The sequence below is a fragment of the Pseudomonas fluorescens genome, assembly GCF_902497995.1.
GTDB classification, from domain to species: domain Bacteria; phylum Pseudomonadota; class Gammaproteobacteria; order Pseudomonadales; family Pseudomonadaceae; genus Aquipseudomonas; species Aquipseudomonas fluorescens_BK.
Map to the genome: position 1 here is coordinate 130504 of NZ_CABVII010000018.1, position 26661 is coordinate 157164.

22 protein-coding genes are annotated in these 26661 nt (G+C 60.1%); 17 read left to right on the forward strand and 5 right to left on the reverse strand.

What is annotated here, in order from left to right:
- The first annotated feature begins 3 nt into the window (after positions 1 to 3).
- The 11 genes from F8N80_RS20915 (at position 4) to F8N80_RS20965 (ending at position 13530) form a co-directional block, all read left to right on the forward strand.
- Positions 4 to 1278: an NAD(P)/FAD-dependent oxidoreductase gene (locus tag F8N80_RS20915; RefSeq protein WP_150744658.1), complete on the forward strand. Its 1275-nt coding sequence runs from the start codon at positions 4 to 6 to the stop codon at positions 1276 to 1278.
- Between the two features lie 83 nt (positions 1279 to 1361).
- On the forward strand, positions 1362 to 3008 hold the full coding sequence (locus tag F8N80_RS20920) for an ABC transporter substrate-binding protein (protein WP_150744657.1): 1647 nt from the start codon (positions 1362 to 1364) through the stop codon (positions 3006 to 3008).
- A 46-nt stretch (positions 3009 to 3054) separates the two neighbouring features.
- Positions 3055 to 4011, forward strand: a complete 957-nt coding sequence (locus tag F8N80_RS20925) for an ABC transporter permease (protein ID WP_150744656.1) — start codon at positions 3055 to 3057, stop codon at positions 4009 to 4011.
- Positions 4008 to 4880 (forward strand): ABC transporter permease, encoded by an 873-nt coding sequence (locus F8N80_RS20930; protein WP_150744655.1) that lies wholly within the window; start codon positions 4008 to 4010, stop codon positions 4878 to 4880. Before F8N80_RS20925 ends, F8N80_RS20930 begins: the two co-directional genes overlap by 4 nt.
- Before the next feature lies 1 nt (position 4881).
- Positions 4882 to 6726: an ABC transporter ATP-binding protein gene (locus F8N80_RS20935; RefSeq protein ID WP_150744654.1), complete on the forward strand. Its 1845-nt coding sequence runs from the start codon at positions 4882 to 4884 to the stop codon at positions 6724 to 6726.
- Entirely contained in the window at positions 6723 to 7031 is a 309-nt protein-coding gene (locus F8N80_RS20940; RefSeq protein WP_150744653.1) for a (2Fe-2S)-binding protein, read from the forward strand. The genes F8N80_RS20935 and F8N80_RS20940 overlap by 4 nt, the downstream gene beginning before the upstream one ends.
- Entirely contained in the window at positions 7013 to 8404 is a 1392-nt protein-coding gene (locus F8N80_RS20945; protein WP_150744652.1) for an NAD(P)/FAD-dependent oxidoreductase, read from the forward strand. Before F8N80_RS20940 ends, F8N80_RS20945 begins: the two co-directional genes overlap by 19 nt.
- Positions 8401 to 9555: an NAD(P)/FAD-dependent oxidoreductase gene (locus tag F8N80_RS20950; protein ID WP_150744651.1), complete on the forward strand. Its 1155-nt coding sequence runs from the start codon at positions 8401 to 8403 to the stop codon at positions 9553 to 9555. Before F8N80_RS20945 ends, F8N80_RS20950 begins: the two co-directional genes overlap by 4 nt.
- Positions 9552 to 10709: an acetylornithine deacetylase gene (argE, locus tag F8N80_RS20955; RefSeq protein WP_150744650.1), complete on the forward strand. Its 1158-nt coding sequence runs from the start codon at positions 9552 to 9554 to the stop codon at positions 10707 to 10709. Before F8N80_RS20950 ends, argE begins: the two co-directional genes overlap by 4 nt.
- Before the next feature lie 242 nt (positions 10710 to 10951).
- Positions 10952 to 12409: an NAD-dependent succinate-semialdehyde dehydrogenase gene (locus F8N80_RS20960; RefSeq protein ID WP_150744649.1), complete on the forward strand. Its 1458-nt coding sequence runs from the start codon at positions 10952 to 10954 to the stop codon at positions 12407 to 12409.
- 41 nt (positions 12410 to 12450) lie between these two features.
- Positions 12451 to 13530, forward strand: a complete 1080-nt coding sequence (locus F8N80_RS20965; RefSeq protein WP_150744648.1) for a tartrate dehydrogenase — start codon at positions 12451 to 12453, stop codon at positions 13528 to 13530.
- Positions 13531 to 14039: 509 nt separating this feature from the next.
- Here the strand turns inward: F8N80_RS20965 and F8N80_RS20970 are convergent.
- The 5 genes from F8N80_RS20970 to F8N80_RS20990 all read right to left on the reverse strand — a co-directional run bounded on the left by F8N80_RS20970 (position 14040) and on the right by F8N80_RS20990 (position 20014).
- Positions 14040 to 15242 (reverse strand): aminotransferase class V-fold PLP-dependent enzyme, encoded by a 1203-nt coding sequence (locus F8N80_RS20970; protein ID WP_150744647.1) that lies wholly within the window; start codon positions 15240 to 15242, stop codon positions 14040 to 14042.
- Positions 15243 to 15359: 117 nt separating this feature from the next.
- Positions 15360 to 16067 carry a cupin domain-containing protein gene (locus F8N80_RS20975; protein WP_150744646.1) on the reverse strand — a complete coding sequence of 236 codons (708 nt, stop codon included), beginning with the start codon at positions 16065 to 16067 and terminating at the stop codon, positions 15360 to 15362.
- A gap of 57 nt (positions 16068 to 16124) precedes the next feature.
- Positions 16125 to 16982 carry a GNAT family N-acetyltransferase gene (locus F8N80_RS20980; protein ID WP_150744645.1) on the reverse strand — a complete coding sequence of 286 codons (858 nt, stop codon included), beginning with the start codon at positions 16980 to 16982 and terminating at the stop codon, positions 16125 to 16127.
- Positions 16983 to 17320: 338 nt separating this feature from the next.
- Positions 17321 to 18661 carry an OprD family porin gene (locus F8N80_RS20985; RefSeq protein WP_150784594.1) on the reverse strand — a complete coding sequence of 447 codons (1341 nt, stop codon included), beginning with the start codon at positions 18659 to 18661 and terminating at the stop codon, positions 17321 to 17323.
- A 426-nt stretch (positions 18662 to 19087) separates the two neighbouring features.
- Positions 19088 to 20014 carry a 2-hydroxyacid dehydrogenase gene (locus tag F8N80_RS20990; RefSeq protein ID WP_150744643.1) on the reverse strand — a complete coding sequence of 309 codons (927 nt, stop codon included), beginning with the start codon at positions 20012 to 20014 and terminating at the stop codon, positions 19088 to 19090.
- Between the two features lie 275 nt (positions 20015 to 20289).
- Between F8N80_RS20990 and gabT the strand changes: the two genes are divergently transcribed.
- The 6 genes from gabT to F8N80_RS21020 all read left to right on the forward strand — a co-directional run.
- The gene (gabT, locus tag F8N80_RS20995) at positions 20290 to 21582 is read left to right on the forward strand and encodes a 4-aminobutyrate--2-oxoglutarate transaminase (RefSeq protein ID WP_150744642.1); all 1293 of its coding nucleotides are present in this window, start codon (positions 20290 to 20292) and stop codon (positions 21580 to 21582) included.
- Between the two features lie 93 nt (positions 21583 to 21675).
- Positions 21676 to 22332 carry an HAD family hydrolase gene (locus F8N80_RS21000; protein WP_150744641.1) on the forward strand — a complete coding sequence of 219 codons (657 nt, stop codon included), beginning with the start codon at positions 21676 to 21678 and terminating at the stop codon, positions 22330 to 22332.
- A 46-nt stretch (positions 22333 to 22378) separates the two neighbouring features.
- Positions 22379 to 22867 (forward strand): Lrp/AsnC family transcriptional regulator, encoded by a 489-nt coding sequence (locus F8N80_RS21005; protein WP_150744640.1) that lies wholly within the window; start codon positions 22379 to 22381, stop codon positions 22865 to 22867.
- A gap of 206 nt (positions 22868 to 23073) precedes the next feature.
- Positions 23074 to 25197 carry a TonB-dependent siderophore receptor gene (locus tag F8N80_RS21010; RefSeq protein ID WP_150744639.1) on the forward strand — a complete coding sequence of 708 codons (2124 nt, stop codon included), beginning with the start codon at positions 23074 to 23076 and terminating at the stop codon, positions 25195 to 25197.
- Between the two features lie 219 nt (positions 25198 to 25416).
- Positions 25417 to 26145, forward strand: a complete 729-nt coding sequence (locus tag F8N80_RS21015; protein ID WP_150744638.1) for a DUF4198 domain-containing protein — start codon at positions 25417 to 25419, stop codon at positions 26143 to 26145.
- 337 nt (positions 26146 to 26482) lie between these two features.
- The coding region (locus F8N80_RS21020; RefSeq protein ID WP_150784065.1) for an acetyl-coenzyme A synthetase N-terminal domain-containing protein at positions 26483 to 26661 on the forward strand (179 nt) is incomplete at its 3' end.

Genomic DNA, 26661 nt, shown 5'->3' on the forward strand with positions numbered 1-26661 from the left:
GACATGGGCAGTGAGTCCTATTGGCTCGATACCGCACCGCAATTCACCGGTGCTCGGCTCGGCGCGTTGCCCGGGCAGGTCGATGTGGCCATCGTCGGTGGTGGTTTCACCGGCCTGGCAGCGGCCCGGGCCCTGGCCTTGAAGGGGGCCAGTGTGGTGGTGCTGGAAGGAGGGCGGGTCATTGGCGAGGCGTCAGGGCGTAATGGCGGTCAGTGCAACACCGGCGTTGCCCAGGACTACGCGGCGCTCAGTGCCAGCCTCGGCGCCGATAAAGCGCGAGCCTATTACCTGGCCTATGAAAGCGCTGTGCAGAGCGTCGTTTCGTTGGTGGAGCAGGAGCAGATTGCCTGCGACCTCAAGCGTAATGGCAAGCTCAAGCTGGCCGCCAAACCGATGCATTACGAAGGTTTGGCACGTACCTGCGAATTGATTCGGCGGGAGGTCGACGCCGAGGTCGAATTGCTCTCTGCGCAAGAGGCCCGTGCTGAAGCCAACTCGGTCCAGTTCCATGGAGGCTTGCTGCAGCGTAACGGCGTGCAGATGCACGTCGGGCGCTTCGGTGTCGGGCTGGCCGAGGCGGCGGCACGTCACGGTGCGTTGATCTTTCAAGGCGTGTCAGTGACGGACTGGAAAGCCCTTGCCGGCGGCTATCAGGTCAACACCACCAAGGGCTCGCTACACGCCACGCAGATTCTGCTGGCCACAGGCACGTGCCAGCAGGGTGGATTGGGCTGGTATCGGCGGCGGATCGTGCCGGTGGGCAGTTTCGTGATCGCCACCGAGGTGCTAACGCAGGCCCTGATCGACAGCTTGCTCCCGGCACGGCGTTCCTATGTCACCAGCCGCATGATCGGTAACTATTTCCGCCTGACGCCGGACAACCGCTTGCTGTTTGGCGGTCGTGCCCGGTTTGCCATGTCCGACAGCATTTCCGACGCCAAGAGCGGCAAGGTGTTGCAGGCGGCAATGGTCCAGATGTTCCCGCAACTGGCGAACGTGAAGATCGACTACTGCTGGGGTGGCCTGGTGGATATGACCTCCGATCGGTTACCCCGGGCCGGGCAGCATGGAGGGGTTTATTACTCCATGGGCTACAGCGGTCATGGGGTGCAAATGTCGGTGCACATGGGGCAGGTCATGGCCGAGGTCATGGCCGGCAAGGTCGAGGCCAACCCGTGGCGCGAACTCGATTGGCCAGCTATTCCCGGGCATTTCGGCAAGCCCTGGTTCCTGCCTCTGGTAGGCGCGTATTACCGCCTGCAGGACTACCTGCACTGAGTTCATGGGGACGCTTTACGTTTCAACAAATTGCGTTAATCGCGAGCAATCGAGCCTTATCATTGACGAAAGGTAGAACGGACATGACTGACAACAAAAAAAATATCGACGCCCAGTTGATCACCGGTGAAGAAAGTCTGCGCGTATTCGAAGGGCTCAATCGCGGCATGTCGCGTCGCAATGCATTGCAGATGCTGGGGTTGGCCGGGGTGGCTGTCGCGGGCGCCAGTAGTCTGTTCGGCGCCGCCGGCAAGCTGTTTGCCGATGATCAAGCCGCCAGCCCTGGCAAAGGCAAGCCGGGCGGACGGATTCGCGTTGCCGGTCAGACCTCCTCCACCGCCGACACCCTCGATCCGGCCAAAGGCTCATCGTCAACCGACTACGTGCGTCATTACATGTTCTACAACGGCCTGACGCGTTTCGACAGCCATATGGTGCCGCAGCTGGAGTTGGCCGAGCGTATCGACACCACTGATGCCACGCTCTGGGTGATCACCCTGCGCAAGGAAGTGACCTTCCACAACGGCAAGGCGCTGACCGCCGCCGACGTGGTGTTTTCTCTGTTGCGCCACAAGGATCCAATCACCGGTTCCAAGGTCCTGCCGCTGGCGTCGCAGTTCGCCGAGGTCAAGGCCGTCGGCACCCACGAAGTGCAGATACAATTGAGCGGCCCGAATGCTGAATTGCCGTCGGTTCTTGCCATCTCTCATATGTTGATCGTTCCCGAGGGGACGAGCGATTTCAGCCAGGGCATCGGTACCGGTCCGTTCAAGGCCAAGGAGTTCAAGCCCGGGGTGCGTTCGATTGGTGTGCGCAATACCAATTACTGGAAACCCGGCTTGCCGTATCTGGACGAGATCGAATTTATCGCCATTGCCGACGAGCCGTCGCGGATCAACGCCCTGTTATCGGGCGACGTACACATCGTCAACGAGGTTAACCCGCGCTCAACGGTTCGCATCAAGGCCAGCACCAAGCATCGGGTCGTGGACTCGCCGTCGGGTAACTACACTGACCTGATCATCCGTCAGGACCAGCTGCCAGGGAAAAGCCCGGAATTCACCCAGGCCATGAAACTGCTGCTGGACCGGGAACAGATCAAGTCGGCGATATTCCGTGGCTACGCCCGGGTCGGCAACGATCACCCGATCGCACCCGGTGCGCGCTTCTTCAACGCTGACCTGCCACAACGTGCCTACGACCCGGAAAAAGCCAGGTTCCTGCTCAAAAAGGCCGGCATGGAAAGCATCACCATGCCGCTGATGTGCTCGCCAGCCGCGACCGGTTCGGTGGACATCGCCGTGCTGCTGCAGCAGTCGGCCAAAGAGGCCGGGCTCAAGCTCGACGTCAACCGCCTGCCGGCCGATGGGTACTGGTCCAATCACTGGGCGAAGCATCCGCTGAGCTTTGGCAACATCAACCCGCGGCCCAATGCCGACATGCTTTTCTCGCAGTTCTTCCAGTCGACGGCACCCTGGAATGAGTCCGGCTGGAAAAACGATCAGTTCGACCAGCTGTTGGTTCAAGCCCGAGGTGAAACCGACGAGGCCAAGCGCGGCAAGATGTACGCAGACATGCAAACCCTGGTGCATGAGCACAGCGGTATCGGCGTGCCAGTGTTCATCAGCAACATCGATGGCGTCGATCAGCGAGTCAAGGGCTACGGCACCAATCCCCTGGGCGGTTTCATGGGGTACATGTTTTCCGAGCAAGTCTGGCTGGACGCTTGATAACAGTCGGGTTTTTGCTGCAGCTACATTGCATGAGGATAGGGTGATGAACAGCAACACACTGTGGTTGATCGGCCGGCGCGTGGGCGCGGCGATCGTGACCTTGTTGATTGTGTCCATGGTGGTTTTTGCCATCACGGCGGTGCTGCCGGGGGACGCGGCGCAACAGTCGCTCGGGCAGTTCGCCACGCCGGAACAAGTGGCCGCCTTGCGCTTGAAAATGGGGCTGGATCAGCCCGGTGTGTTGCGTTACCTGCACTGGTTGACGAGCCTGCTCAGTGGTGACATGGGGCTGTCGGTGTCCAACGCCATGCCGGTCAGCGACTTGATGGCCGGGCGGGTACCCAACACCTTGATGCTGGCGGCCGCCACGGCGCTGGTGTCAGTGCCTGTGGCGTTGACCCTGGGCATCGGTTCGGCCATGGGCCGGGGCGGGCGCATCGACAGCTTCCTCAGCTTTTTGACCTTGACCATGGTGGCGGTGCCGGAGTTTCTGGTCGCGACCCTGGCGGTGCTGATATTCGCGGTGAACCTGGGCTGGTTGTCGGCGCTGTCCTACGCCAGTGACATCACGTCACCCTGGCAATTCATGCGCACTTACGCGTTGCCGGTGATGACGCTGTGCTGCGTGATTGTCGCGCAAATGGCGCGCATGACCCGGGCGGCGGTGATCGATCAGCTCGACAGTCCTTACGTGGAAATGGCCCGGCTCAAAGGTGTAAGCAAGATTCGGATCGTCCTGCGCCATGCCTTGCCCAATGCCATCGGGCCCATTGCCAATGCCATCGCGCTGAGCCTGTCGTACCTGCTGGGCGGGGTGGTAATCGTCGAGACGATCTTCAACTACCCCGGCATCGCCAGTCTGATGGTCGATGCGGTAACGAACCGCGACATGGCGCTGGTTCAGGCCTGCACCATGTTGTTTTGTACGGCGTATTTGACGTTGGTATTGATTGCCGACCTGTGCGCAATTCTTTCCAACCCGAGGCTGAGAAATCAATGAACAATCTCATTGTGAAATCGCCGGCTACTTCCAAATTGGCGCTGGGCAAGGGTTCCCACGGATCGTCCTGGCTCGGCCTGGCTGGCGCTGCGATGTGTGTGATCTGGTTGCTGGTGGCCATCTTCGGCCCGTGGCTGGCACCGCATCCGGTGGGGGAAGTGGTCTCCGACAATGTCTTCGACACCCTGAGCGCTGCTTACCCGTTAGGCACCGATTACCTGGGCCGCGACATGCTCAGCCGGATCCTCGTCGGCGCGCGGTTCACCGTGGGCCTGGCCTTGGTGGCCGCGGTATTGGCCAGCGGTCTGGGGACCAGCTTCGCGTTGCTGTCGGTGGTTTCGCCCAAGTGGCTGGATGAGTTGATCAGTCGCTTTATGGACGCCTTCATTTCGATCCCCAGCAAGATGCTGGCGCTGATCATGGTCTCGGCTTTCGGCTCCTCGGTCACCTTGCTGATCTGCACGGCGGTATTGAGCTTCACCCCCGGTGCATTCCGCATCGCCCGCAGCATGGCAGTGAATATCGAAGCCCTGGAGTACGTGCAAGTGGCCCGTACTCGCGGCGAGCGTCGGCTGTACATCGCCTGCGTGGAAATCCTGCCGAACATGCTCAACCCGGTGCTGACGGACTTGGGCTTGCGCTTTGGCTTCATCGTGCTGCTGCTCAGTGGCATGAGCTTCCTGGGCTTGGGCGTGCAACCGCCGGACGCCGACCTCGGCTCGCTGGTGCGCGAGAACATTGGCGGCCTCAATCAGGGGGCGCCGGCCATCGTGATTCCGGCCCTGGCCATCGGTACCCTGACCATCGGTGTGAATCTGTTTATCGACCGACTGTCGTCGCGACGTAGTCGACGTTCGGGAGGCCATTGAAATGAGTGAATTAATTCGGGTTCAAGACCTGCGAGTGGTCGCCTGTGGCGAGCTTGGTGAGGTGGAAATCGTCAAGGGCGTGAGCTTCTCCCTGCAAAAAGGCGAAGTGCTGGCGTTGATCGGTGAGTCCGGCTCCGGCAAGACCACTATCGCCTTGGCGTTGCTCGGTTATGCCCGCCGCGGTTGTCGACTGGCTGGCGGCGTGGTGCAAATCGGCGAGCACGACATGCTGGCGTTAAGCGAAAGTCAGTTGCAAGGACTGCGGGGCAACCGGGTGTCGTATATCGCCCAGAGCGCCGCCGCGGCGTTCAATCCGGCGAAAAGACTCATCGATCAAGTGATTGAGGGGGCTTTGATTCATGGCTTGGGCAGCCAGGCTGTGCTTGAGGCCAAGGCCATCGAGTTATTCCGCGACCTGGCCCTGCCAGACCCTGATCGCATAGGCCAGCGCTACCCTCATCAGGTATCTGGCGGGCAACTGCAACGGGTGATGGCGGCCATGGCACTGATCAGCGATCCATTGCTGGTGGTGCTCGACGAGCCGACGACGGCGCTTGATGTGACCACCCAGATCGATGTGCTGCGCGCCTTCAAACGGGTGGTGCGCGAACGTGGCGCGACGGCGGTCTACGTATCCCATGACTTGGCCGTGGTAGCGCAGATGGCCGATCAGATCGTGGTGCTCAATGGCGGCGAAATCTTCGAACAGAGCGCCACGGCGCCCTTGCTCAAAGGCCCGGCCCACGAATACACCCGCAGCTTGCTGGCGGCAGCACGGCCGGACACCACGATTCGTCCACCTTGCGGCATCGCTGAAGACACGCCTTTACTGACCATCCAGGGGTTGACCGCCGGTTACGGCAACAAGAACGCACAAGGAATGCCGTCGATTCGCGTATTGGAGGACATTGATCTGACCGTGCGTCGGGGCCAGGCGATTGGCGTCATCGGTGAGTCAGGTTCTGGCAAGTCGACGTTGGCGCGGGTGGTGGCCGGGTTGTTGGCGCCGGCCCTCGGCGGGCTGACCTTCGATGGTCAGCCCCTGGGTGGCAGCCTGTCGTCGCGCACCGACGAGCAGTTCCGACGCATTCAAATGGTCTTCCAGAATGCCGACACCGCACTCAACCCGATGCACAGCGTCAGCACCATTCTGAGTCGTCCGCTGAAGATGTATTTCGGCCTCAAGGGTGCGGCTTTGCGCGAGCGTATCGGCGAGTTGCTGGATCTCGTTCGTTTGCCGCGCACCATGGCTGAGCGTCGTCCGAACGAACTGTCCGGCGGGCAGAAACAACGGGTCAATCTGGCCCGGGCCCTGGCGGCCAAGCCGGACCTGATTCTCTGCGACGAAGTGACCTCGGCGCTGGATACCGTGGTCGGTGCTGCGATTCTCGAACTACTGCGCGACCTGCGCCAGCAATTGGGCGTGTCCTATCTGTTCATCAGCCATGACATCTCTACCGTGCGAGCGCTGTGCGACGACATCGTGGTGATGTACAGCGGCCACAAGATTCAGGCCGGTACCCGGCAATCGTATGCGCAGGCACCCTTCCATCCCTACACCGACCTGTTGATCCATTCCGTGCCGGAGTTGCGCCAGGGCTGGCTGGAAAGTTGCGGAACCACGACCTGTGGCACGCTGCCGCCCATCGGAGCAAAGGCCAATGTGCCAGGGCTGTGCACCTTCCTCAATCGTTGCCCGGTGCGGATTGACGGTCGGTGCAATTGCGTCCCGCCGGAGCGTCGGTTGATCGTTGGCGGCAGTGAAATCCTCTGCCATCACGACAGTGCCGAGTTGCTGGAAACCCAGCAGGATTCAAACAACATGATCGCGGGAGCCTACGCATGAACGGGCGTTTCGTAAGGCTGGCCGAACAGAGTCGGCCAACCGTCCAACTGAAGGTAGACGGGATGCCCATCGAGGCGCTGCAGGGCGATACGCTGATGGTCGCGTTGTTGACTCAGGGCTCGGCGTTGCGCCAATCGGAGTTCGATCCAGGGCGGCGCGCCGGCTTCTGCCTGATGGGCGCCTGCCAGGATTGTTGGGTCTGGACCCGCAGCGGCGAGCGTCTGCGCGCCTGTTCCAATGAGGTCCGTGAAGGGCTGGATATTGTCACCACACAACCGGAGGCGATATGGCCACTGCGCGGCTGAGCACTCATCGAGTCGTTGTCGTCGGCGCCGGGCCGGCCGGCACACGTTGTGCCGAAACCCTGGTCGCCGCTGGATTCAAGCCCATCCTGATCGATGAAAATCGCCGGGATGGCGGGCAGATCTACCGTCGCCAGCCCGAAGGTTTTACCCGGGATTACGCCACCTTGTATGGCACAGAAGCCAGCAAGGCCGGAGACCTGCACCAAAGCTTCGACCGCTTGCGCGGGCAGATCGACTACCGCCCGGACACGCTGGTGTGGAACCTGACACCGGGGCAACTGTGCTGTGTCAGCCAGGGCAAGCATTCGACAGTGGATTACGACGCGCTGATCCTCTGCACCGGCGCCACCGACCGCTTGATGCCGATCGAAGGCTGGCAGTACGCGGGCACCTATAGCCTCGGCGGTGCGCAGATCGCCCTCAAATCCCAGGCTGTGTCCATCGGCCACCGCGTGGTGTTCATGGGCAGCGGGCCGTTGCTGTATCTGGTCGCCAGTCAGTACGTGAAAGCCGGGGCCAAAGTCGCGGCAGTGCTCGACACCTCGCCGTTGAGCAAGCGAATCGGCGCGTTGCCGAAACTGCTGGCGCGCCCGGGGTTGCTGTTCACCGGAATGAAACTGTTGGCGCAGTTGTATCGCGCGAAGATCCCGGTGCACCTGGGCATTTCGCCGCTTCAAGTGCTGGGCGATGCGGCCAGCGGTGTCAGTGGTGTACGCGTGCGCACGGCGCGAGGTGAGACCTTGACGGTGGAGTGCGATGCCGTGGCGCTGGGTTATCACCTGCGCCCGGAAACCCAATTGGCCGACCTGGCCGGCTGCCGTATGCGTTTTGACGAGGCCTCCAGCCAATGGTGGCTGGCCGTCGATGAAGATGGCCGGACCTCGGTCAGCGGTGTATATGCCGCTGGCGACGGTTCGAAGATTCGCGGCGCCGATGCGGCCGAACATGCCGGGCGCCTGGTGGCCATGGCGTTGCTGGAGGATCTGCAGCAACCCGTGAACGTTGGGCTGCGCGACGAACAGCGGCACGCGCTGGCGGTGATGGATAAATTTCGCCTCGGCCTGGCGCAGTCGTTTCCCTGGCCCTCCGCCCAGGCCAAAGCGCTGCCGGACCAGGCGATCGTCTGCCGCTGCGAAATGATCACGGCCGGCGAGTTGCGCCGGACCGTCAGTGAGAAGGGGGCGTGTGAAGTGAATCGGGCCAAGGCCTTCAGCCGGGTCGGCATGGGCCGCTGCCAGGGGCGTTATTGCTCCCAGGCCGGGGCTGAGGTGATTGCCGCCGCCGCGGGCGTCAGCGTGCAACAGGTCGGCCGACAACGGGGACAGGCGCCGGTCAAACCCCTTTCGATGCTCACCGAGGAGGTGTCGCCATGACGGTACAGAAAGCCGATGTCGTGATTGTTGGCGGCGGCCTGATGGGCACTGCGGCGGCGTTTTTCCTGCGCCAGCGCGGGCAGTCGGTGATTTTGCTGGAGCGCGACCAGATCGGTCAGTACGCCAGCGGCGTGAATTTTGGCAACGTGCGACGCCAAGGGCGTTACCTCGGGCAGCTGGAACTGGCCAATCGTTCCTGGGCGTTATGGAAGCGTCTGCCGGAGCTGATCGACGATGACTTGGAATTCATCGCCAGCGGGCATATGCGGGTGTGTTACCGCGAAGACGAAATCGCCGAGCTGCAAGCCTACGCAGACGCTCCTGAGGCGGAGCAGCTGGACTTGAAGATCTTTCGTGGCGAGGAGTTGCACCAGCGTTTTCCATTTCTCGGCCCGGATGTGAAGGGTGGCTCCTATGCCCCACACGATGGTCACGCCAACCCGCGTCTGGCGGCTCCGGCGTTTGCCCGCGCAGCAAGACGCCTTGGTGCGCGGATCGAAGAGCGCACGGAGGTGGCCGAGGTGCAGAAGGTGGGTGGTGAGTTCAGCATCAACACCACCGACGGCCGCCAGTTCAGCGCCGGGCGCTTGTTGATTACAGCCGGTGCCTGGGGCCAGAAGCTATCGGCGCAGTTCGGTGAGCCGGTGCCGCTGGACACCCACGGTCCGCAAATGGCCGTGACCGAACCGGTGCCGTACGCCCTGCCGACGGTGATCGGCGTTTACACCAAAATTCCCGAAGAGGTGATTTATTTCCGCCAGATACCCCGCGGCAACATCGTCATCGGTGGCGGATACCGCAGCAAGCCCGACATGCTCACTCGTCGGGCTCAGGTCGAGCCGCGCAGCATCCTCAATCAGCTCGAGCAAATGCGTCGTCTGCTGCCGGGTGTCGGCAACCTGAATATCATTCGGGTCTGGAGTGGTATCGAAGGTTACCTGCCTGACTCCCTGCCCGTGATGGGGCCGAGCGGCACGGTTGATGGTTTGTTCTATGCGTTCGGTTTCTGCGGTCATGGCTTCCAGCTTGGCCCGGGGGTCGGTGACGTGATGGCCGAACTGATCAGCACCGGCAGCACCAGCACTTCGATTTTGCCGTTCTCCATCAAGCGGTTCGCCACTTCAGTCGAGCAGCGGAGCAAAGTCTCATGAAACCCCGTGTACTGGAGATTCTCAAACGGTTGATGGCTTTCAACACCGTCTCTTCGGAGTCGAACATGGCCTTGATCGAGTACGTGCGCGATCTGCTGCTGACCAAGGGCATCGAGTCATTGATCGTCAAGGATGAAAGCGGCAAAAAAGCCAATCTGTTTGCCAGCACCGGCCCACGGGAAGTGCCGGGGATTTTGCTGTCCGGGCACACCGATGTGGTACCGGCAGCGGGGCAGGCCTGGACCTTCCCGGCATTTCAGGCGACGGTGCAGGACGGGCGGATTTATGGTCGTGGCAGTTGCGATATGAAGGGCTTTGTCGCGCTGGCCATCGACGCCATGCTCGATGCCGCCGATCATTCGTTGAATCGGCCGTTGCAACTGGCGCTGTCCCATGACGAAGAAATCGGTTGCGTCGGTGTTCGCCGCTTACTGGACGTTTTGCACCTGGCGCCGGTGCGGCCGTTTCTGTGCGTGATCGGGGAGCCGACCAACATGCAGTTTGTGCTCGGGCACAAGGGCAAGGGGTCTTACCGCACTTACTGTCGCGGTCTGGAGGCGCATTCCTCGCTGGCACCGCGTTCGGTCAATGCGATTCACGTGGCCTGCGATTTCATCGCCGCGCTGCGTCAAAGCCAGCAGCAGTTGCAAGAGCAGGGTGCTCAGGATCCCGATTACGACGTGCCCTACAGCACCGTGCATGTCGGGCAGATTGTCGGGGGCAAGGCGCTGAACATCGTGCCGAACCTGTGCACCCTGGATTTCGAAGTGCGGAACTTGCCGGCGGACGACCCGGATCAGTTCCTGGAGCAGATGCGCGAGCGTGCCGAAGTGATCGTGCGCGAAGCGAAAAAGCTGTCCAGCGTGGCGGATATCGAGATCGAAACCCTGAACGTTTACCCGGGCCTCGAAACCCATCCGAGCGTCGAAGCGGTGCGCTTTCTGAAGAACTTCGCGGCGCCGGACACCGGTACTGCCAAAGTCTCATTCGGCACCGAGGGCGGGTTGTTCAAACAACGCCTGGATGTGCCGGTGGTGGTCTGTGGGCCAGGCTCGATAGAACAGGCACACAAGCCTGACGAGTTCATCGAGATCAGCCAGATGGAGGCCGGCGAGCACTTTCTGCAAGGGTTATTGGGCTCGATGCGGCGTTAGTGTACCGCTCGCCTACCGCCAGCCACTCGCAACCCGACCGGGATTGCCCGTACTCAATTCACGATCAATAACCCGCCGCGTCCCGGCACCCTGGGGCCGTGACGACAGCCATTACCAACCAACAGTAGAGCCTGCCGTCGAATGCCGATTTTCAGCATTCAAGGCTGCCGGGGCGGCGCTTTCAGCATCCTCGCCTGTGGCGACACAATAGACTGAAGGCTGTCTCGGAACAGGACTCGACCATGCTCAAGAATCGCCTGAAAGACCCCAGCCTGCTGGTAGATCTCGCTTACATCGACGGTCATTGGACCGGCGCCGACAACGCCGCCACCCTTGACGTCATCGACCCGGCCAGCGGCCAGTTGCTCGCACGCGTACCCGCGATGCAAGGCAGCGAAACCCGACGCGCCATCGAAGCTGCCGAACGCGCCTGGCCGGCCTGGCGCGCGCGCCCGGCGGCAGAACGGGCGGCGCTGCTGGAGCGCTGGTATCAGGCGATGATCGATAACCTGGACGATCTCGCATTGATCATGACCTGCGAGCAAGGCAAGCCGCTCAACGAAGCCAAGGGCGAGATCCGCTATGGCGCCAGTTTCGTCAAATGGTTCGCCGAAGAAGCCCGCCGGGTTTACGGCGAGACCATACCGGCACCCAGCGGCGACCGCCGCTTGCTCACGCTCAAGCAGCCAGTCGGGGTCTGTGCCGCGATCACCCCGTGGAACTTTCCCAACGCGATGATCACCCGTAAATGTGCACCGGCCCTCGCCGCCGGATGCCCGATCATCGTCAAACCCTCGGATCTGACCCCATTGTCGGCCCTGGCCCTGGCAGTCCTCGCCGAGCGGGTCGGCATCCCGGCCGGGGTGTTCAACGTCGTCACCGGCATGCCCGCCGGCATCGGCGAAGAACTGACCGGCAATCCGACGGTGCGCAAGATCTCCTTCACCGGTTCCACCGCTGTCGGTCGGCTGCTGATGCGCCAGAGCGCCGAACACATCAAGCGCCTGAGCCTGGAACTGGGCGGTAACGCGCCGTTCATTGTGTTCGACGACGCTGATCTGGAACAGGCCGTGGCCGGCATCATGCTCAGCAAGTTCCGCAACGCCGGCCAGACCTGCGTCTGCGCCAACCGGATTCTGGTTCAGGAGGGGATCTACGCGCGCTTCGCCCAGCGCCTGGTGGAGGAGGTGGGCAAGCTCAAGGTCGGCAATGGCCTGGACTTTGAGGTGAACATCGGCCCGCTGATCAATGCGGCGGCGGTGAGCAAGGTCGCTCGACATATCGACGATGCCTTGAGCCAGGGAGCCCGTCTGCTCTGTGGCGGCATCCCCGAGGGCAACAGCCAGTTCGTCCAGCCGACGGTGCTCGGTGAGGCCCATGCCGGGATGTTGCTGGCCAACGAAGAAACCTTCGGCCCAGTCGCACCGCTGATGCGCTTTACCAGTGAAGAAGAAGCGCTGGCCCTGGCCAATGCCACGCCTTATGGCTTGGGCGCCTATTTCTTCACCCAGGACTTGCGCCGTTCATGGCGGTTCGGCGAGGCGCTGGAGTTCGGCATGATCGGTCTCAACACCGGGATCATTTCCATGGAAGTCGCCCCCTTCGGCGGTATCAAGCAATCGGGTCTGGGCCGTGAAGGCAGCAAGTACGGCCTGGATGAATACCTTGAAGTCAAAGCCTTCCACATCGGTGGGCTGTGATCAGGTCACCCTTTGAACAGATAGTTGAGGAGCCACGATTGATGAGCAAACCATTCAGAATCGCCGCGATTGCCGGCGATGGCATCGGCAAGGAAGTCTTGCCGGAGGGGCTGCGGGTACTGGAGCAGGCCGCGAAGAAATGGCAGCTGGATTTGAGCATCGAAGTGCTCGACTGGGCTCACTGCGATTATTACCTGGAGCACGGGCAGATGATGCCCGCCGACTGGTTCGAACAACTCAAGGGCTTCGACGCGATTTACTTTGGCGCCGTGGGCTGGCCGGACAAAGTGCCGGATCACATTTCACTGTGGGGTTCGCTGCTGAAGTTTCGCCGTGACTTCGACCAATACGTGAATATCCGTCCGGTGCGGCTGTTTCCCGGTGTGCCGTGTCCGCTGGCCGGACGCGAAGCCGGGGACATCGATTTCGTGGTGATCCGCGAAAACACCGAAGGCGAGTACTCCTCGGTCGGCGGCAAGATGTTCGAAGGCACCGAGCATGAATTCGTGCTCCAAGAGTCGGTATTTACCCGGCGTGGCGTGGACCGGATTCTCAAGTTCGCCTTCGATCTGGCCCAGACCCGACCGCGCAAACGCCTGACGGCGGCGACCAAGTCCAACGGGATCTCCATCAGCATGCCGTACTGGGACGAACGCACGGCGTTGATGGCCGCGCAGTACCCAGAGATCACTTGGGACAAGCAACACATCGATATTCTTTGCGCGCGCTTCGTGCTGCAGCCAGATCGTTTCGATGTGGTGGTGGCGTCGAATCTGTTCGGCGACATTCTGTCCGACCTGGGACCTGCCTGCGCCGGGACCATCGGCATCGCGCCTTCGGCCAACCTCGACCCGGAGCGACGCTTCCCCTCGCTGTTCGAACCGGTCCATGGCTCGGCGCCGGATATCTACGGGCAGAACATCGCCAACCCGATTGCGATGATCTGGTCCGGTGCGCTGATGCTGGACTTCCTGGGCAATGGCGATGAGCGCTACCGGGCGGCCCATGACGGTATTCTCAAGGCCATCGAGCAGATCATCGCCCAGGGGCCGATTACCCCCGACCTGGGCGGGCAGGGCTCGACCCAGGATGTCGGTAAGGCAATCGCCGCGGCACTTTGAGCTGAGGAAGACCCGGTCGGCTTCACCGCTCTATTCATTCGTTAGTGTCACCCTTTTAGCCCGTCTCACTGCGGGCTTTTTTTTGCGCGCAAAAAACCCTCAGGCAGTCTCTTTTCAAGTTGGCCAGCGGCCGCGCCTTTGCTCTCTATCCACGCTGCTATCGACCCAGCGCACGGCCCTGGATGGACTATTCGCGGCCTATATTGAGGGGGAGGGTAGTCGTCTTTGTGCGCGCAGAATTGGCGCGAATACGGCCGGTCGAACATATCCCGTTCGGCTAAAGCGGTCGACGTACTGGCGCGAACAGAGGGTTCGTGAGTATTGACGACAAGGACTACCAAAGCATGTTTACTGCGGGGGCCTGCAGCAGAGTTATGCCAACGACTGGCCAGTCGAAGGACGTTGGCTCACCGGTGATTGCATCTAGCTGCGGTGGGGGGAGCACACCCAAGCCACCTTCTGGGGGCCACTGCCTCCGTGGGTCTCAAGTGTCCCCCCGGCCCGCCGGCCTATCTGCTTGCAATCACCTGCTTTAGCGCCTCGACAAAGCGGCGCAGATCGCTCTTCTGCGTGTAGATGCCCGGCGATACCCGAAGTCCGCTTATGTGCCTGATCTCGCGGAACTTGACATGCACCTTGTGGGTTTTTCGAAGCTCCTGCTCCACCCATCGAGCATCGCATCGATCGATAGAGAACAGGCTTACTGCGCCCAGCTCGACGGTATCAAGTGGCGTGTGGAGCCTGAAACCGGGAATGTCTTTGGCGAGGTCAACCCAGTAGCGGGTCAGCTCCTGCAGACGCGCGTGAATGGCTCGCGTGCCGATTTGCGCATGGAAACGGAGAGCCGGGGCAATGCCCGCCTGTATCGCCGAATTATAGGTGCCGAGATTCCAGTGGTCGAACTTGTCGATCTGTAGCGGCGGAGGGTCGAAAGGCCCCAGCAACGGCCAGGTGCTGTCGATTCGGTCGCGCCTGACAATCAGCATGCCATTGCCGACCGGCGCCCCCAGCCATTTGTGGAGGCTGGTGACAAAGTAGTCGCAATCAAGTTCGCGGAAGCTGAGCGGCATCTGCGCGAACGTCTGGGCACCGTCCACCACCGTGATAATCGCCTGCGCCTGCGCCTGCGCCTGCGCCCGGGCTAGCGCACAGATGCGCTTGACCGGTAGGACCCGCCCGGTCCAGTGCAGCATGTGGGTCAGCTGGATCACCCGGGTACGCGGGGTAATTGCCTGCGCATAAGCTTGGACGATGACATTCTCATCGTCCATCAGGTCGAAGTCGACGGTCACCACTTCAATGCCTTCGCGCTGCTGACGCTGCATCCATCCGGCTATCACGCTCGGATAGTCCCACAGTGAGACCAGCACTTGGTCACCGGCCTCCAATGGAATGCCGAAGATGGCTGTCGACAAGCCTTCGGATGAGTTGCGGTTCAGGGCGATCTCATCGGGTTCGCAATCGGCCAGGTCAGCCAGCTGTCGCTTGATCGCAGGGAGCTCGGCATCGAGCTTGCTCCACATGTTGACGTCCGGGTTTTGGCTGATCAGTCGATAGGCATCGATCATGGCCTGCTCTACCACCAGCGGCGGCGGACTCACGGCCGCGTTGTTCAGGTTCAATAGGGGTCGCTGCTCAGGATAGGCTGCGCCCACGCGCTCCCAGAATGCTTCCCCAGCGACAGACTTGTCTGACATCAGTTGCACTTCCATTCCCGCTTCTCACCTCTGTTTGAATTGTTGACTGGGGCTTGGGCGCTCACCACGCCCACGAGCTTCAATGCCGCGATTAGTGAAGAAATCCATCTGCCGGCGCTAACGCCGTTCGAGTTACTTGACGACGTAGAACTTGCGTACATAGACGCTGCTCTTCCAGGCGCATGGGGCGCCTCGGGGTACGAACACCGTATCGCCAGTGTTGACCGTCAGATGGGTGCCGTCCGCCACCTGGAGGGTGACGCTGCCTTCGATCAGGTGCATCAGTTCATGCAGCATGTGCGGCCGCGCCCTGCGGGTATAGGGTGTCGAGTCCCAGATGCCGATGCGCAGGTTGGTCGCTTCTTCGACGAACACATTGTGCGAGCGACATTGCGGTGCCGGGCTTAGCAGAATTTCTGCATCCGGTGCTGCCGAGGGAGAGAGCAGGGTTTGCGGGGGGAGAGGCGTTAGCCCGAGTTTGCACGGCGCAACAAGCTGGGTATCGGCGCAGAATGCCCAGAGAGAGTCGGGTTGCGCATCGACTTGAATCGATGTGCCGCGGGCGATCGCTGCGCTGTCACCAGGATTGAGTTGCAGCGTGCCATCCTGGCTCTGCAGGGTGACTTGCCCCGCGTGCACCACGATCATTTCGCTGTAGGGATATTCATTGACGCTGAATTGTCCGCTCGCCTGGACCACGCCGGCCGCAATGTCATCAGTCCCGACATAAGCAATCTGCCTGTCGAAAGGATCGTTGGCTCCCAAGGAGCCAGAGGTAAACTCGGTTGAAACGGGACTGCCGTTGGCGTGTGCCAATAGCACTGCAGTGGGCTCTAGCATGAGGGTGTTTCTCCAGCAGTGTGTTTTGTGAAGCGGTGGATGTAAGGGTGGGGGTTGTCAGCCGATCGCCTGAGTGACCAGAGCAAACTGGCGCACGCCGCCGATCGCCTGCGGTGGGGTGCCACGAGCCATTTGGGCAACGGTGTCGACATGCTTCAGCCCGGCCTCTTCCAGCCAAGGGGCCAGTCCGCTATCGGACGGTATATCCATGCGCACGAATGCGTTCGGCACTTGGGCCAACAACACCGCGATCAAGTGCCTGGCCTGCTCTGGATTTTCCGCGATGACCGGGCCGATGCAGCGACCGCGACCGAATGGACGCAGCATGGCGAAGGCACGCAGTTGCCCCTCGCGCTCGATACCGACCGAGTGCTCGACAGTGTCGAACAGATCATTGAGCACGGCGTGCCGGTTCAGGCCACTGCCGGCGCTGGCCAGTTCGATTTGGTCGCTTCGATCGGATTCGGTCAGCGGGCGGCAGTGCTCGCCGGCTGGCAGATCATTGGGTACAGGGGACAGCGCATGCCCCTGATGTTGTTGAATATGCCCAAAGTCCACGAATCCCTGGCTGGCATAAAGTGGGGCGCCGGCCAGCGTCGCATTCAGTATGGCGGTACGTGATCCGCAAGCCTCGAGTGCCAGTTCCATCAGCTTGCGACCTATGCCTTGACCCTGGTATTCATCACTGACGATCACCAGGCCGATGGTGGCGTAATCTCCCTGCGCACAGGTGAACGCGGTACCGATCAAGCGGCCTGCGTCTTCTACGACAAAACCCTGCGCGATGCGCTGCAACATGGCCCATTCCTCCAGGCGGTGGGGCCATTTCAACTGTACGGACAAGGCGTGGGCCAACGGCACATCGGCCGGGGTCATGGGGCGATAGCTATACGCAGGGCGTTGCGAATTGGACATGACAGATCTCCTTGGACAGGGAGCGTGAGCGGTCGGATTTCTCCGCTGAAAGTAGTGGTATCTCACCTGCGGCGAGGCCTGACAAGAGGCGGCAATTGATTCGGCAGATTCCGTCAGCGATGGTTCTGCAGGCCACAGTTATTGCTCAAATGAGAAGCAATATCGGCAGCAAATACTGGGTTGGCTTTCAGGCTGCAGGTCAAAGCGAAAGACACTCCTTATGGGTACATCGCTCAAAAAAAAGGCGCCCGGCTGGGCGCCTCAAGGCTAAGGGAGCGAGGGAGCAGGCCTTCAGGAAAGCCGGCCGGTCCACAGGTAAAACCGGCCAGGGTCGACCCTTACAGAATGCTCAGCGGGTACTCGATGATCAGGCGGACTTCGTCGATATCGCTCTCGAACGAGGTCGCGCGGTGGGTGGCCTGGCGCAGGCGGAAGGACAAGTCCTTGGCGGTCCCTTCCTGGATAACGTATTTGGCTTCCAGGTCACGCTCCCATTCCTTCTGGTCGTCACCCACCTTGTTGGCATAGGCGCCGTTCGGATCGGCCTTGGTGCCATCGATTTGATCACCTTTGACATAGCGGGCCATGAAGCTCAGCCCCGGTATGCCGAACGTGGCCATATTCAGGTCATAACGCGCCTGGATGGAACGCTCGTTGGGGGCGTTGAAGTCGGAGTACTGAATCGAGTTGGCGAGCCAGATCGAGTCCACGCCGATGTAGTCGAAATACTCGTCGCCATCGATCTTCTGATAAGCCAGGGTGAGCTTGTGGGCACCGAAGGACCAGGTCGCCTTGGCCGACCAGCTGGTGGTGTCCAGCTTACCGGCGCGCGCATCGCCTTGGTCCTCGGTCTTGTAGGCCGTCAGACCAAAATTGAGCGATTGCTTGTCAGCCAGAGCAATCGTATAGGAGGCACTGCCGAAGTGCTGACGCCAGACATTCACAGCCTCACTGGTGTACGCCATCAGGCTGAGGTTGTTGTTGACTTTATAGGTACCGCCAATGAAGTCGACACTGTCAGCTTCGGTCCCCCCGTAGGTGGTGACCAGCCCGTCATCGGCGTTGGTCGAGGCTCGATTGTTGAACGCTGTGAAGTGGCCCGCCTCGAAAGAAAAGGCGTCGAGCTCTTTGCTCGATAGTTGGAAGCCGGTCGCTGTTTCCGGCAGCAAGCGGTTGTCGCCGGTGGCAAATACGGGAGCAGTGGGGCGTTGCTCGCCGTACTTCAGTACGGTGGAGGACACGCGCATCTTCACTGCACCGCCGACCTCGCCGTAGCTATCCGGCACTTCGGCTTGAGCGGTGCGATTGTTGCTGATCGGCAGCAGGCCGTTGCCCACCCGGCCACGGCCAGTGTCCAGCTTGATGCCGCCGTAGGCGAAGGCATCGGTGCCGAAACCGATGGAGCCCTGGGTGAAGCCCGAGGCGAAGTTGAGCATGGCCCCTTGTGCCCACTCCTCCCGATAGCCGTTGCGCTCACTGGCAGGCTTGGCGCCGTTGGTGCCTTGGCTATTGCTGCCGCCATGACGGAAGTCGCGATTCATATAGAAATTACGGTTGAGCAACCCGAGGCTGCTGTCCTCAATGAAGCCCTTGGCTTCCTGTTGCTGATCCGCCAGTGCCAGTTGCGTGGTGGCGGCAATGACCGCCAGGGAGAGAGAGCTTAGTTTTGCGATGTTCATCGCTTACCCCATTTGATCTTATTAGTGTTGGTTATCTGCGCGGCAGGCGATGGTCTTGCGGCAGCTCAGGTAAACCACTGCGAAGTAATCCGGGAAAATCCTGTCGATCAGCCTCTTGCTACGGACTTGATCTACACGCCGGGCCATGCACAGCGCTGGCTGTATCGCAGCTATGGCGAGACCTGACAATGGGCTGCATTCAATTCGGTAGATTGCATAAGTTGCGGCTTCAGGAGCCGCAGTTATTGCTCAATCGGGGGGGAGGTCAGCAGCAAATATCGGCTGGTTTTTTCGTCAAGGAGGTCAGTGCGAGACAGCACTATGGGATGAAAAACCAGGACCGTTTTGTATGACGCCAGATTTGCCCGTGTGTGAATCAACAAATCTGGCGCCGGGCGATTACCACTCTCGAGTTGGCACCGGTGCTCAGTAACTTCGTTCGCGGTCGACCTGGCCAAGCATTGACTCGCCGCGTTCATGCCGACGGATATTCTCCAGCAACACGCCAAAGGCGCTTTCCGGTTGGGTCATCGCAGCGATATGCGGTGTCAGCAGTATCTGTGGATGGTGCCAGAAGGGATGGTCCGGCGCCGCCGGCTCCTGTTGCAGTACGTCGAGCACCGCCGCGCTGAGCTGACCGCTGGCCAATGCCTCAAGCAGGTCTTCTTCTATCAGGTGCCCACCCCGACCCATGTTGACCAGGGCCGCACCTTTGGGCAGGTGCTGGAACAACTCACGGTTGAGAATCCCTTTGGTCTGCTCGGTCAATGGCAGGACACAGAGCACGATGTCGCATTGGCCGAGGAAGGCCGGAAGTTGCTCGGCACCCGCAAAGCACTCCACCCCGGCGATGCTGTGCTCGCTGCGTGCCCAGCCCGACAAGGCGAAACCAAAGGTCTGCAAGGTGGCCAGAATCTGTTGAGCCTGTGTGCCGAGCCCCATCACGCCCACCCGGCGTTTGGCTGCCGGTTGCAGCAGGTGAGCCTGCCAGCACCGAGCCATTTGTTGCTGGCGATAACGCAGCATATCCCGGTGCAGGCTGAGCACCGCGAAACTGGCGTACTCGCACATGCCTTGGGTGATGCCCGGGTCGAGTAAACGCACCACCGGCAGGGTCGGTGGCAGACGGTCAAGGTCAAGCTGGTCGACTCCCGCCGACAAGGCGAACAGGACCTGCAGGTTTGGCAACAGTGTTTCGAGGTCGTCCGGCGCCTGCCAGGCTGCCAGGTAGCGGATATCCTTCGGATCGCCGATGTCCGGCCAGGCACGCCATTCGATATCCGGAGCGTGCTCGGCGAATAGCCGCCTCCATCGTTCGCCGCGCACCGGGTCAGCTTTATAGAGCAGGGCCATGGGTCACTTCTCGCATTAGATAGGGAGTATCCAGCATGCCCGAGTGGCAGAGCAGGATGTGTCGAAAGAACCTGCGTAAACGCATAACGTTGTGTTGTATGGAGCGCCTGTCGGCAGATTCCATGGGGCTGAAGGATTCTGCTGTTTGCCAGGGTGAAAACAGTCGATCCGGATTTCTCAGAGGCCAAGTTCGGCTTAGACAATTGCGTCGAACGCTTAACCTGTGAAGCACATCGCAGCCGTTTCCGGTTGCCAGGTTCACTATGGGAGATGCCATGAACAGTAAAGTCGAAGAAACCCCGAGTTTGCTCCGTCAGCGCGATCAATTCGTGCCACGGGGCCTGGTCACGGCACACCCGCTGGTCATCGACCGGGCCCAGGGTTCCGAGGTCTGGGACGTGGACGGGACGCGCTACCTGGACTTCGTCGGCGGCATTGGCGTCTTGAACATCGGTCACAATCACCCGAAGGTGGTCGCGGCGGTGCAGGCCCAATTGCAAAAGATCAGCCATGCCTGCTTCCAGGTGGTGGCCTACAAACCCTATATCGACCTGGTGCAGCGTTTGTGCGAGCTGGTGGGGGGGCAGGAAGCCTACAAGGCGGCGCTGTTTACCTCCGGTGCCGAGGCTGTGGAAAACGCGGTGAAAATCGCCCGCGCTCATACCAATCGTCCTGCGGTTATCTCATTTCGTGGCGGTTTCCATGGGCGTACTTTACTGGGCACGACCCTGACCGGCATGAGCCAGCCCTACAAGCAGAACTTCGGGCCCTTCGCTCCCGAAGTCTTCCATACTCCTTATCCTAATGCCTATCGCGGTTTCAGCAGCGAGATGGCGCTGCAAGCCCTGAACGAATTGCTCGCGACCCAGGTCACGCCGGATCGAGTGGCAGCGATCATCATCGAACCGGTGCAGGGCGACGGAGGCTTCCTCAGTGCGCCGCCAGAGTTCCTCCAGGCGCTGCGAGCGCTGACCGAAAAACATGGCATTGTGCTGATTCTCGATGAAATCCAGACCGGCTTCGGCCGTACCGGCAAATGGTTCGGTTTCCAGCATGCCGGCATTCAGCCGGATCTGGTCACAGTCGCCAAGAGCCTGGCAGGTGGTTTGCCAATATCGGGCGTGGTGGGGCGTGCGCACATCATGGACGCGCCATTGCCCGGTGGTCTCGGCGGTACTTATGGCGGTAACGCCCTGGCGTGCGCGGCGGCGTTGGCGGTGATCGAAGCCTACGAAGAGGAACAGTTGCTCGAGCGCGGTGAGGTATTGGGCGAGCGCCTGCGTCAGGGTCTGCTGCGCTTGCAGGCGCGTCACCCGCAAATCGGTGACGTACGCGGCACCGGCTTCATGCTGGCCATCGAATTGATCAAAGACGATGAGGCCCGCAGCCCCGATGCCGAACTCACCCAACAACTGATCGATCAGGCCAGGGTTGGCGGGCTGTTGGTAATCAAATGCGGCGTGTATCGAAATGTGCTGCGCTTCCTGGCTCCTCTGGTAACCGAAGAGAATCAGATCGACGAAGCGCTGACTATTCTTGAAGCGGCATTGTTGCGAGTGTTGGATTAATCTCAAGTCTCGGTTGGCGCAATGTAGCAATGCGCCAACCGAGGGCATTTAGCGCACATGGATTGATGAATGCATCATGGGAGGCTACACACCATGTACCTGACTGATTATCGCGCACTATTGATCGATTGCGACGAAGTCCTGGTCGATCGGGATTCCGGTATCTGGACGGCCCTGCAGCCAGTGCTTGAAAACCATCTGGGCACGCCGGGCAGGGAAGAGGTATTGGCTGCGTTTGACGAGGCGGTACGCACCCTCTATCCACGGTTCTCCGAGTTGGGGTTCAGTGGCTTGTTGTGCTTTGCCCATCGCCAGTTGGCAGAGCGTTTGGGGCTCAAGGCCAGTTGGGAAGAAGGCATGAGCTTTGCCCGTTCGGCATGCAACTGGTCGTTGTTCGAGGACGCGCCCGGTGCCATGTTGTATCTGCGCAAATTCTATCGGTTGCTGGTGTACTGCGATCGTGATGCCGAAGATCGCGAGCAGCTCTGCGAGCGCTTGGGGATTTCGGCCGAAGACCTGCATTCCCGAGCCAGTAATCCATTGGAAGATGGCGCATGGTTGCTGGCCAACCAGCTGGAGCCTAAAGATATCCTGCAGATTTCCCGGCCTCCGGCGCAGCCACCAACATCGGCTGGTTTGTGCCTGATCCGCCGTGGCCATGAGCACTATCCCCAGGAATATTCCGCGGACTTTTGCATCACCAGCATGGCCGACCTGGTCGCTCAACATCAGCTATCTTTGCGCCGTTGAGTTTGCTACAACGCTGTCTAACCGAATGGCAATCACGAGGTACCCGATGGAAGGTTTAATCAAACTAGACCGAATTGATATCAGTATCCTGGTTGAACTTCAAAAAGACGGTCGGATGACCAACGTCAGTCTGGCCGATGCGGTGGGCCTGTCATCCAGCCCATGCTTGCAGCGGGTCAAGCGGCTTGAATCAGCCGGCTATATTTCCGGGTACAGAGCTCATCTGAACCTGGCCAAGATCACCGACTTCGTCACTGTATTCACCGAAATCACGCTCAGCGACCATAAACGGGAGGACTTCGCCAAGTTCGAATCCAACATACGCCTGGTCGATGAAGTACTGGAGTGCCATTTAGTCAGTGGCGGTTACGATTACCTGGTGCGCTTCATGACTTGCAGTATTCAGCATTATCAGGAAGTGATCGAAGGGCTGCTGGACAAGAACATCGGTATATCCAAGTACTTCAGTTACATCGTCATCAAATCTCCTGTACTCAAGGATGGTGTCCCGCTCCGTCGGCTATTACGTCACTGAGGCTGCCCGGTAACTTGGTTTTGCTGATTGCCCTGGCCGCTTGAATTCGATGCTTGCCAATGAGACGGCAGGGTTACAGTTAATTGTGCATCTGGATCTATAGTTCCAAACTTAAAACTATCCAGTGAGAATGGGAATTGATATTATTAACTACAATTCCTGCCGGCTCCTGTTGTGCCCGGTAATCTTCTCAAGGTTGTATGTCCATGCGTCGAACTCTCGTTTCTCTGTGTGTGATCCAAGCCATCTCCCAGACCAGCTGGGCTGAACAACCCTCGACTGAGGCTGCATCGATAGAGTTACAAGCGATCGACATCAATGGCACATTCGAAGAGCAGGCCCAAGGGCCAGTTCAGGGGTATCGAGCGACGCGTTCGGCCAGTGCTACGCGCACCGACACTTCGATCCACGAAACACCGCAGTCCATCAGCGTGGTGACCAAGGATGTTGTCGAGGACATCAGTGCCACCCGATTGCAGGACGCGCTCGACTACGCCGGCGGCGTGGGGCGGGCCAACAATTTCGGCGGCCAGGGGCTCACGACTTTCACGGTGCGCGGATTTACTACCGGTGAGTTTTATCGCAACGGGTTCCCGATCAACCGTGGTTATCCGAACATGCCCGATGCGAACACCATCGAGCGCCTGGAGGTCCTGCGCGGCCCCGCGACCATGTTGTATGGTCGCGGCGATCCGGGCGGCACGTTCAACGTGGTATCCAAGCAGCCGCTGGCCGAGCGCACCGTCACGCTGGGCAGCCAACTCAATGATCAAGGCATGCGTCGCGGTACGCTGGATGCCTCTGGCCCGTTGGACGAAGAAGGCCGTTTGGCCTATCGCCTGAATGTGGTGGGTGAGGGCGGCGACACCTTCCGCGACCATGTTGAAACCGAGCGCTACGGCGTGACGCCGGTCCTGAGCTGGCAGGCTAGCGATGACACCAAGATTGTGTTCGAGGGTGATTTCATGCGCAACAATCACCCGCTGGATCGCGGCGTGACGCGTTATCCCAATCAGATCGGCACGGCCTCTCGCGACACGTTCTTCGGCGAAAAAGACGTCGGCAAACTGCACAACGACAACAACATGGCACAGCTGCGTTTCGAACACCTGCTGAGCGATAACTGGACCTTGGGCGGTGGCTTCCAGTGGCTGGACGGTACGCTGCAAGGCAATGCCGTTGAAGCCAACGGCGTGGCCGCAGACGGGCGCACTCTGGGCCGCAACTTCAACTACCGCAAACTGGAGTGGACGGACAAGGACACCCAACTCAACCTCACCGGGCATTTTAGCGCGGGCGGTTTCGATCACACCTTGCTGACCGGCGTCGAGTACGAGGATTACGACTACCAGTCGATCATCCAGCGCTCCAGCGGGGCGGTGAGCGCCTACCCGATCGATATTTTCGACCCGGTGTACGGCCAGCCACGTCCAGCCTTGACCCGTACGCCGACCAACGACAAGGAAAATCTCAAGACCTACGCCGCGTTCATCCAGGATCAGGTGGCCTTGACCGAGCGCTTGCGAGTCCTGGCCGGGGCGCGTTTCGAGCGTTTCGAGCATGACTACGAAACCTTCGTGCCGGGCGGCAGAAGCTGGCAGGCCAGCGACAACGCCGTGACCCCGCGCATCGGGGTGACCTATGACCTCACCGACACCGTGGCGGTCTATGCCGATACGGCCCGCTCGTTCAAGCCCAATACCGGTGCCAGTCGCCAGGGCGGGGGTTTTGATCCGGAAAAGGGTAAATCCTATGAGCTGGGTATCAAGTGGGAAGCGCTGGACAGTCAGCTGAGTGTCGACGCGGCGATCTACCAGATCGAAAAGCGCAATGTGCTCACCACCGATCCCGTGGACTCGACCTTCAGTGTGGCGGCAGGCGAGGTGCGCAGTCGTGGTTTCGACCTGAACATCGCCGGCAACCTGACCCCGCAATGGCGTGTGATTGGCGGCTACGCCTACGTCGATGCAGAAGTGACCAAGGACAACGTCATCCAGTCCGGCACCCGACTGATGAACATTCCACAGAACAGCTTCAGCCTGCTCAATGTCTACGAGTTCCAGGATGGCGCGCTCAAGGGACTGGGGCTTGGGACCGGGCTCAAGTACGTCGACGAGCGCGCCGGGCAGACGGCCAATACCTCGTTTTCAATGGGCAGCTACACCGTTGTCGACCTGCTGGGCTACTACCAGGTCAACGACAAGATCAGGCTCAATCTGGATGTGAAGAATCTGGCGGACGAAGATTACGAGGAAGGAGCGTTCGGCAATGTCTATGCCTATCCAGGGGCGCCTAGAACGGTGCAGATCGGCATTTCATACACCTTGTAGGGACGACTTTCCCAGGCGCGCGCGCCTCCGATAAGCGCTCACTGATAAACAGTGAGTTTTCGCGTGCCGAGTCGGTATTTGACCGCGGTATCCCGGCTGCAAACGGCGAGCTTGGCTCGGTGAAACGCAAGGACCGTAGTCAGGGTGGGTCATGCCAGGCGATCCGCGCAACTTCAGCTTCAGCCTAACCATTAACCTCTAAGTGCAAGGTAGTATTTCATGACTATTCACAAGCCCTTCCTCCTGGCAAGCCTATGTGCTGCCTTGTTTATTGGACAAGTTCAAGCGCATGGTTTGTGGACTGAACAGCGTCGCGGCAACATCGAAGTTATCTATGGTGATGGCGCGGAAGATGATGCGTTCAAAGCGGAAAAAATCAGCGGTGCCTGGGCCTATGACGCAACCGGCAAACAGATTCCGGTAACAGTACAGCGCCTCAATGATCACGCGCGCCTGCAACCGATCAAGCCCCCGGCAATCTTGGCCGTGGCTTTGGATAATGGCGCCTGGTCACAAACACCCGACAAGAAATGGGTGAATTCCGGACGCTCGCAAGTTCCGAACTCCGTGCATTCGCTTCATACCTACAAATACAGTTTGGCCATCTACCAGGAGGGGGCCAGACTGCCGGCGCTGGAGAAAATGAAGTTAGTCATTGTGCCGCAGATCGACCCGCTTAACGTCGGCCCTGGAAAACCACTGCCGGTGCGCGTACTGCTGGACGGCAAACCCGCAGCGGGCGTCAAGCTCATAGGGGACTACCGTAGCGCGCCGCATGAGGTCAGCGCTGAGACAAATGCCGAAGGTCGCGCAGAAATAGTGGTGCGTAACGAAGGCCTCAACATCATCGCTGCCGAAGTCATTGTGCCGGTCGAGAATGACAAGGATATCAATGAACGTGGCCTATTTACCTCTTTGACGTTTGTTGGTAGTGCGCACCATGATTAGTGCAGCATCTCTGGGCTGCACAAAGCCCGCAGCCGCCCCCGGGCGCGGTGGCTGTATCGCAGCTGCGACAAGGCCTGACAAATCGCTGCAGTCAATTCGGTAGATTACATAGGCTGCGGCGTTAGGCCGCAGTTACTGCTCAAGCGTGGGGTAAGGTCAGCAGCAACTATCGGCTGATTTAAGGATTCTGCTGTTTGCCGGGGTGAAAACAGTCGATCCGAATTTCCCAGAGGCCAAGTTCGGCTTAGACAATTGCGTCGAAAGCTTAACCTGTGGAACATATCGAGGACGCTTGCAAAACATTTAACAAAAACAATTATTCACCGAGGTAAGAAAGATGAGTGCGGCTTCTCTGTATCCCGTTCGTCCCGAGGTTGCGGCCAACACGCTGACTGATGAGGCGACCTACAAGGCCATGTACCAGCAGTCGGTCGTCAACCCGGACGGCTTCTGGCGCGAGCAAGCCAAGCGCCTCGACTGGATCAAGCCTTTCACCACGGTGAAGCAGACGTCTTT

Excerpts from the sequence above, each read along its gene's own strand:
- F8N80_RS20915 (WP_150744658.1), top strand. The coding sequence starts at position 4 with ATGGGCAGTGAGTCCTATTGGCTCGATACCGCACCGCAATTCACCGGT.
- F8N80_RS20920 (WP_150744657.1), top strand. The coding sequence starts at position 1,362 with ATGACTGACAACAAAAAAAATATCGACGCCCAGTTGATCACCGGTGAA.
- F8N80_RS20925 (WP_150744656.1), top strand. The coding sequence starts at position 3,055 with ATGAACAGCAACACACTGTGGTTGATCGGCCGGCGCGTGGGCGCGGCG.
- F8N80_RS20930 (WP_150744655.1), top strand. The coding sequence starts at position 4,008 with ATGAACAATCTCATTGTGAAATCGCCGGCTACTTCCAAATTGGCGCTG.
- F8N80_RS20935 (WP_150744654.1), top strand. The coding sequence starts at position 4,882 with ATGAGTGAATTAATTCGGGTTCAAGACCTGCGAGTGGTCGCCTGTGGC.
- F8N80_RS20940 (WP_150744653.1), top strand. The coding sequence starts at position 6,723 with ATGAACGGGCGTTTCGTAAGGCTGGCCGAACAGAGTCGGCCAACCGTC.
- F8N80_RS20945 (WP_150744652.1), top strand. The coding sequence starts at position 7,013 with ATGGCCACTGCGCGGCTGAGCACTCATCGAGTCGTTGTCGTCGGCGCC.
- F8N80_RS20950 (WP_150744651.1), top strand. The coding sequence starts at position 8,401 with ATGACGGTACAGAAAGCCGATGTCGTGATTGTTGGCGGCGGCCTGATG.
- argE (WP_150744650.1), top strand. The coding sequence starts at position 9,552 with ATGAAACCCCGTGTACTGGAGATTCTCAAACGGTTGATGGCTTTCAAC.
- F8N80_RS20960 (WP_150744649.1), top strand. The coding sequence starts at position 10,952 with ATGCTCAAGAATCGCCTGAAAGACCCCAGCCTGCTGGTAGATCTCGCT.
- F8N80_RS20965 (WP_150744648.1), top strand. The coding sequence starts at position 12,451 with ATGAGCAAACCATTCAGAATCGCCGCGATTGCCGGCGATGGCATCGGC.
- F8N80_RS20970 (WP_150744647.1), bottom strand. The coding sequence starts at position 15,242 with ATGGAAGTGCAACTGATGTCAGACAAGTCTGTCGCTGGGGAAGCATTC.
- F8N80_RS20975 (WP_150744646.1), bottom strand. The coding sequence starts at position 16,067 with ATGCTAGAGCCCACTGCAGTGCTATTGGCACACGCCAACGGCAGTCCC.
- F8N80_RS20980 (WP_150744645.1), bottom strand. The coding sequence starts at position 16,982 with ATGTCCAATTCGCAACGCCCTGCGTATAGCTATCGCCCCATGACCCCG.
- F8N80_RS20985 (WP_150784594.1), bottom strand. The coding sequence starts at position 18,661 with ATGAACATCGCAAAACTAAGCTCTCTCTCCCTGGCGGTCATTGCCGCC.
- F8N80_RS20990 (WP_150744643.1), bottom strand. The coding sequence starts at position 20,014 with ATGGCCCTGCTCTATAAAGCTGACCCGGTGCGCGGCGAACGATGGAGG.
- gabT (WP_150744642.1), top strand. The coding sequence starts at position 20,290 with ATGAACAGTAAAGTCGAAGAAACCCCGAGTTTGCTCCGTCAGCGCGAT.
- F8N80_RS21000 (WP_150744641.1), top strand. The coding sequence starts at position 21,676 with ATGTACCTGACTGATTATCGCGCACTATTGATCGATTGCGACGAAGTC.
- F8N80_RS21005 (WP_150744640.1), top strand. The coding sequence starts at position 22,379 with ATGGAAGGTTTAATCAAACTAGACCGAATTGATATCAGTATCCTGGTT.
- F8N80_RS21010 (WP_150744639.1), top strand. The coding sequence starts at position 23,074 with ATGCGTCGAACTCTCGTTTCTCTGTGTGTGATCCAAGCCATCTCCCAG.
- F8N80_RS21015 (WP_150744638.1), top strand. The coding sequence starts at position 25,417 with ATGACTATTCACAAGCCCTTCCTCCTGGCAAGCCTATGTGCTGCCTTG.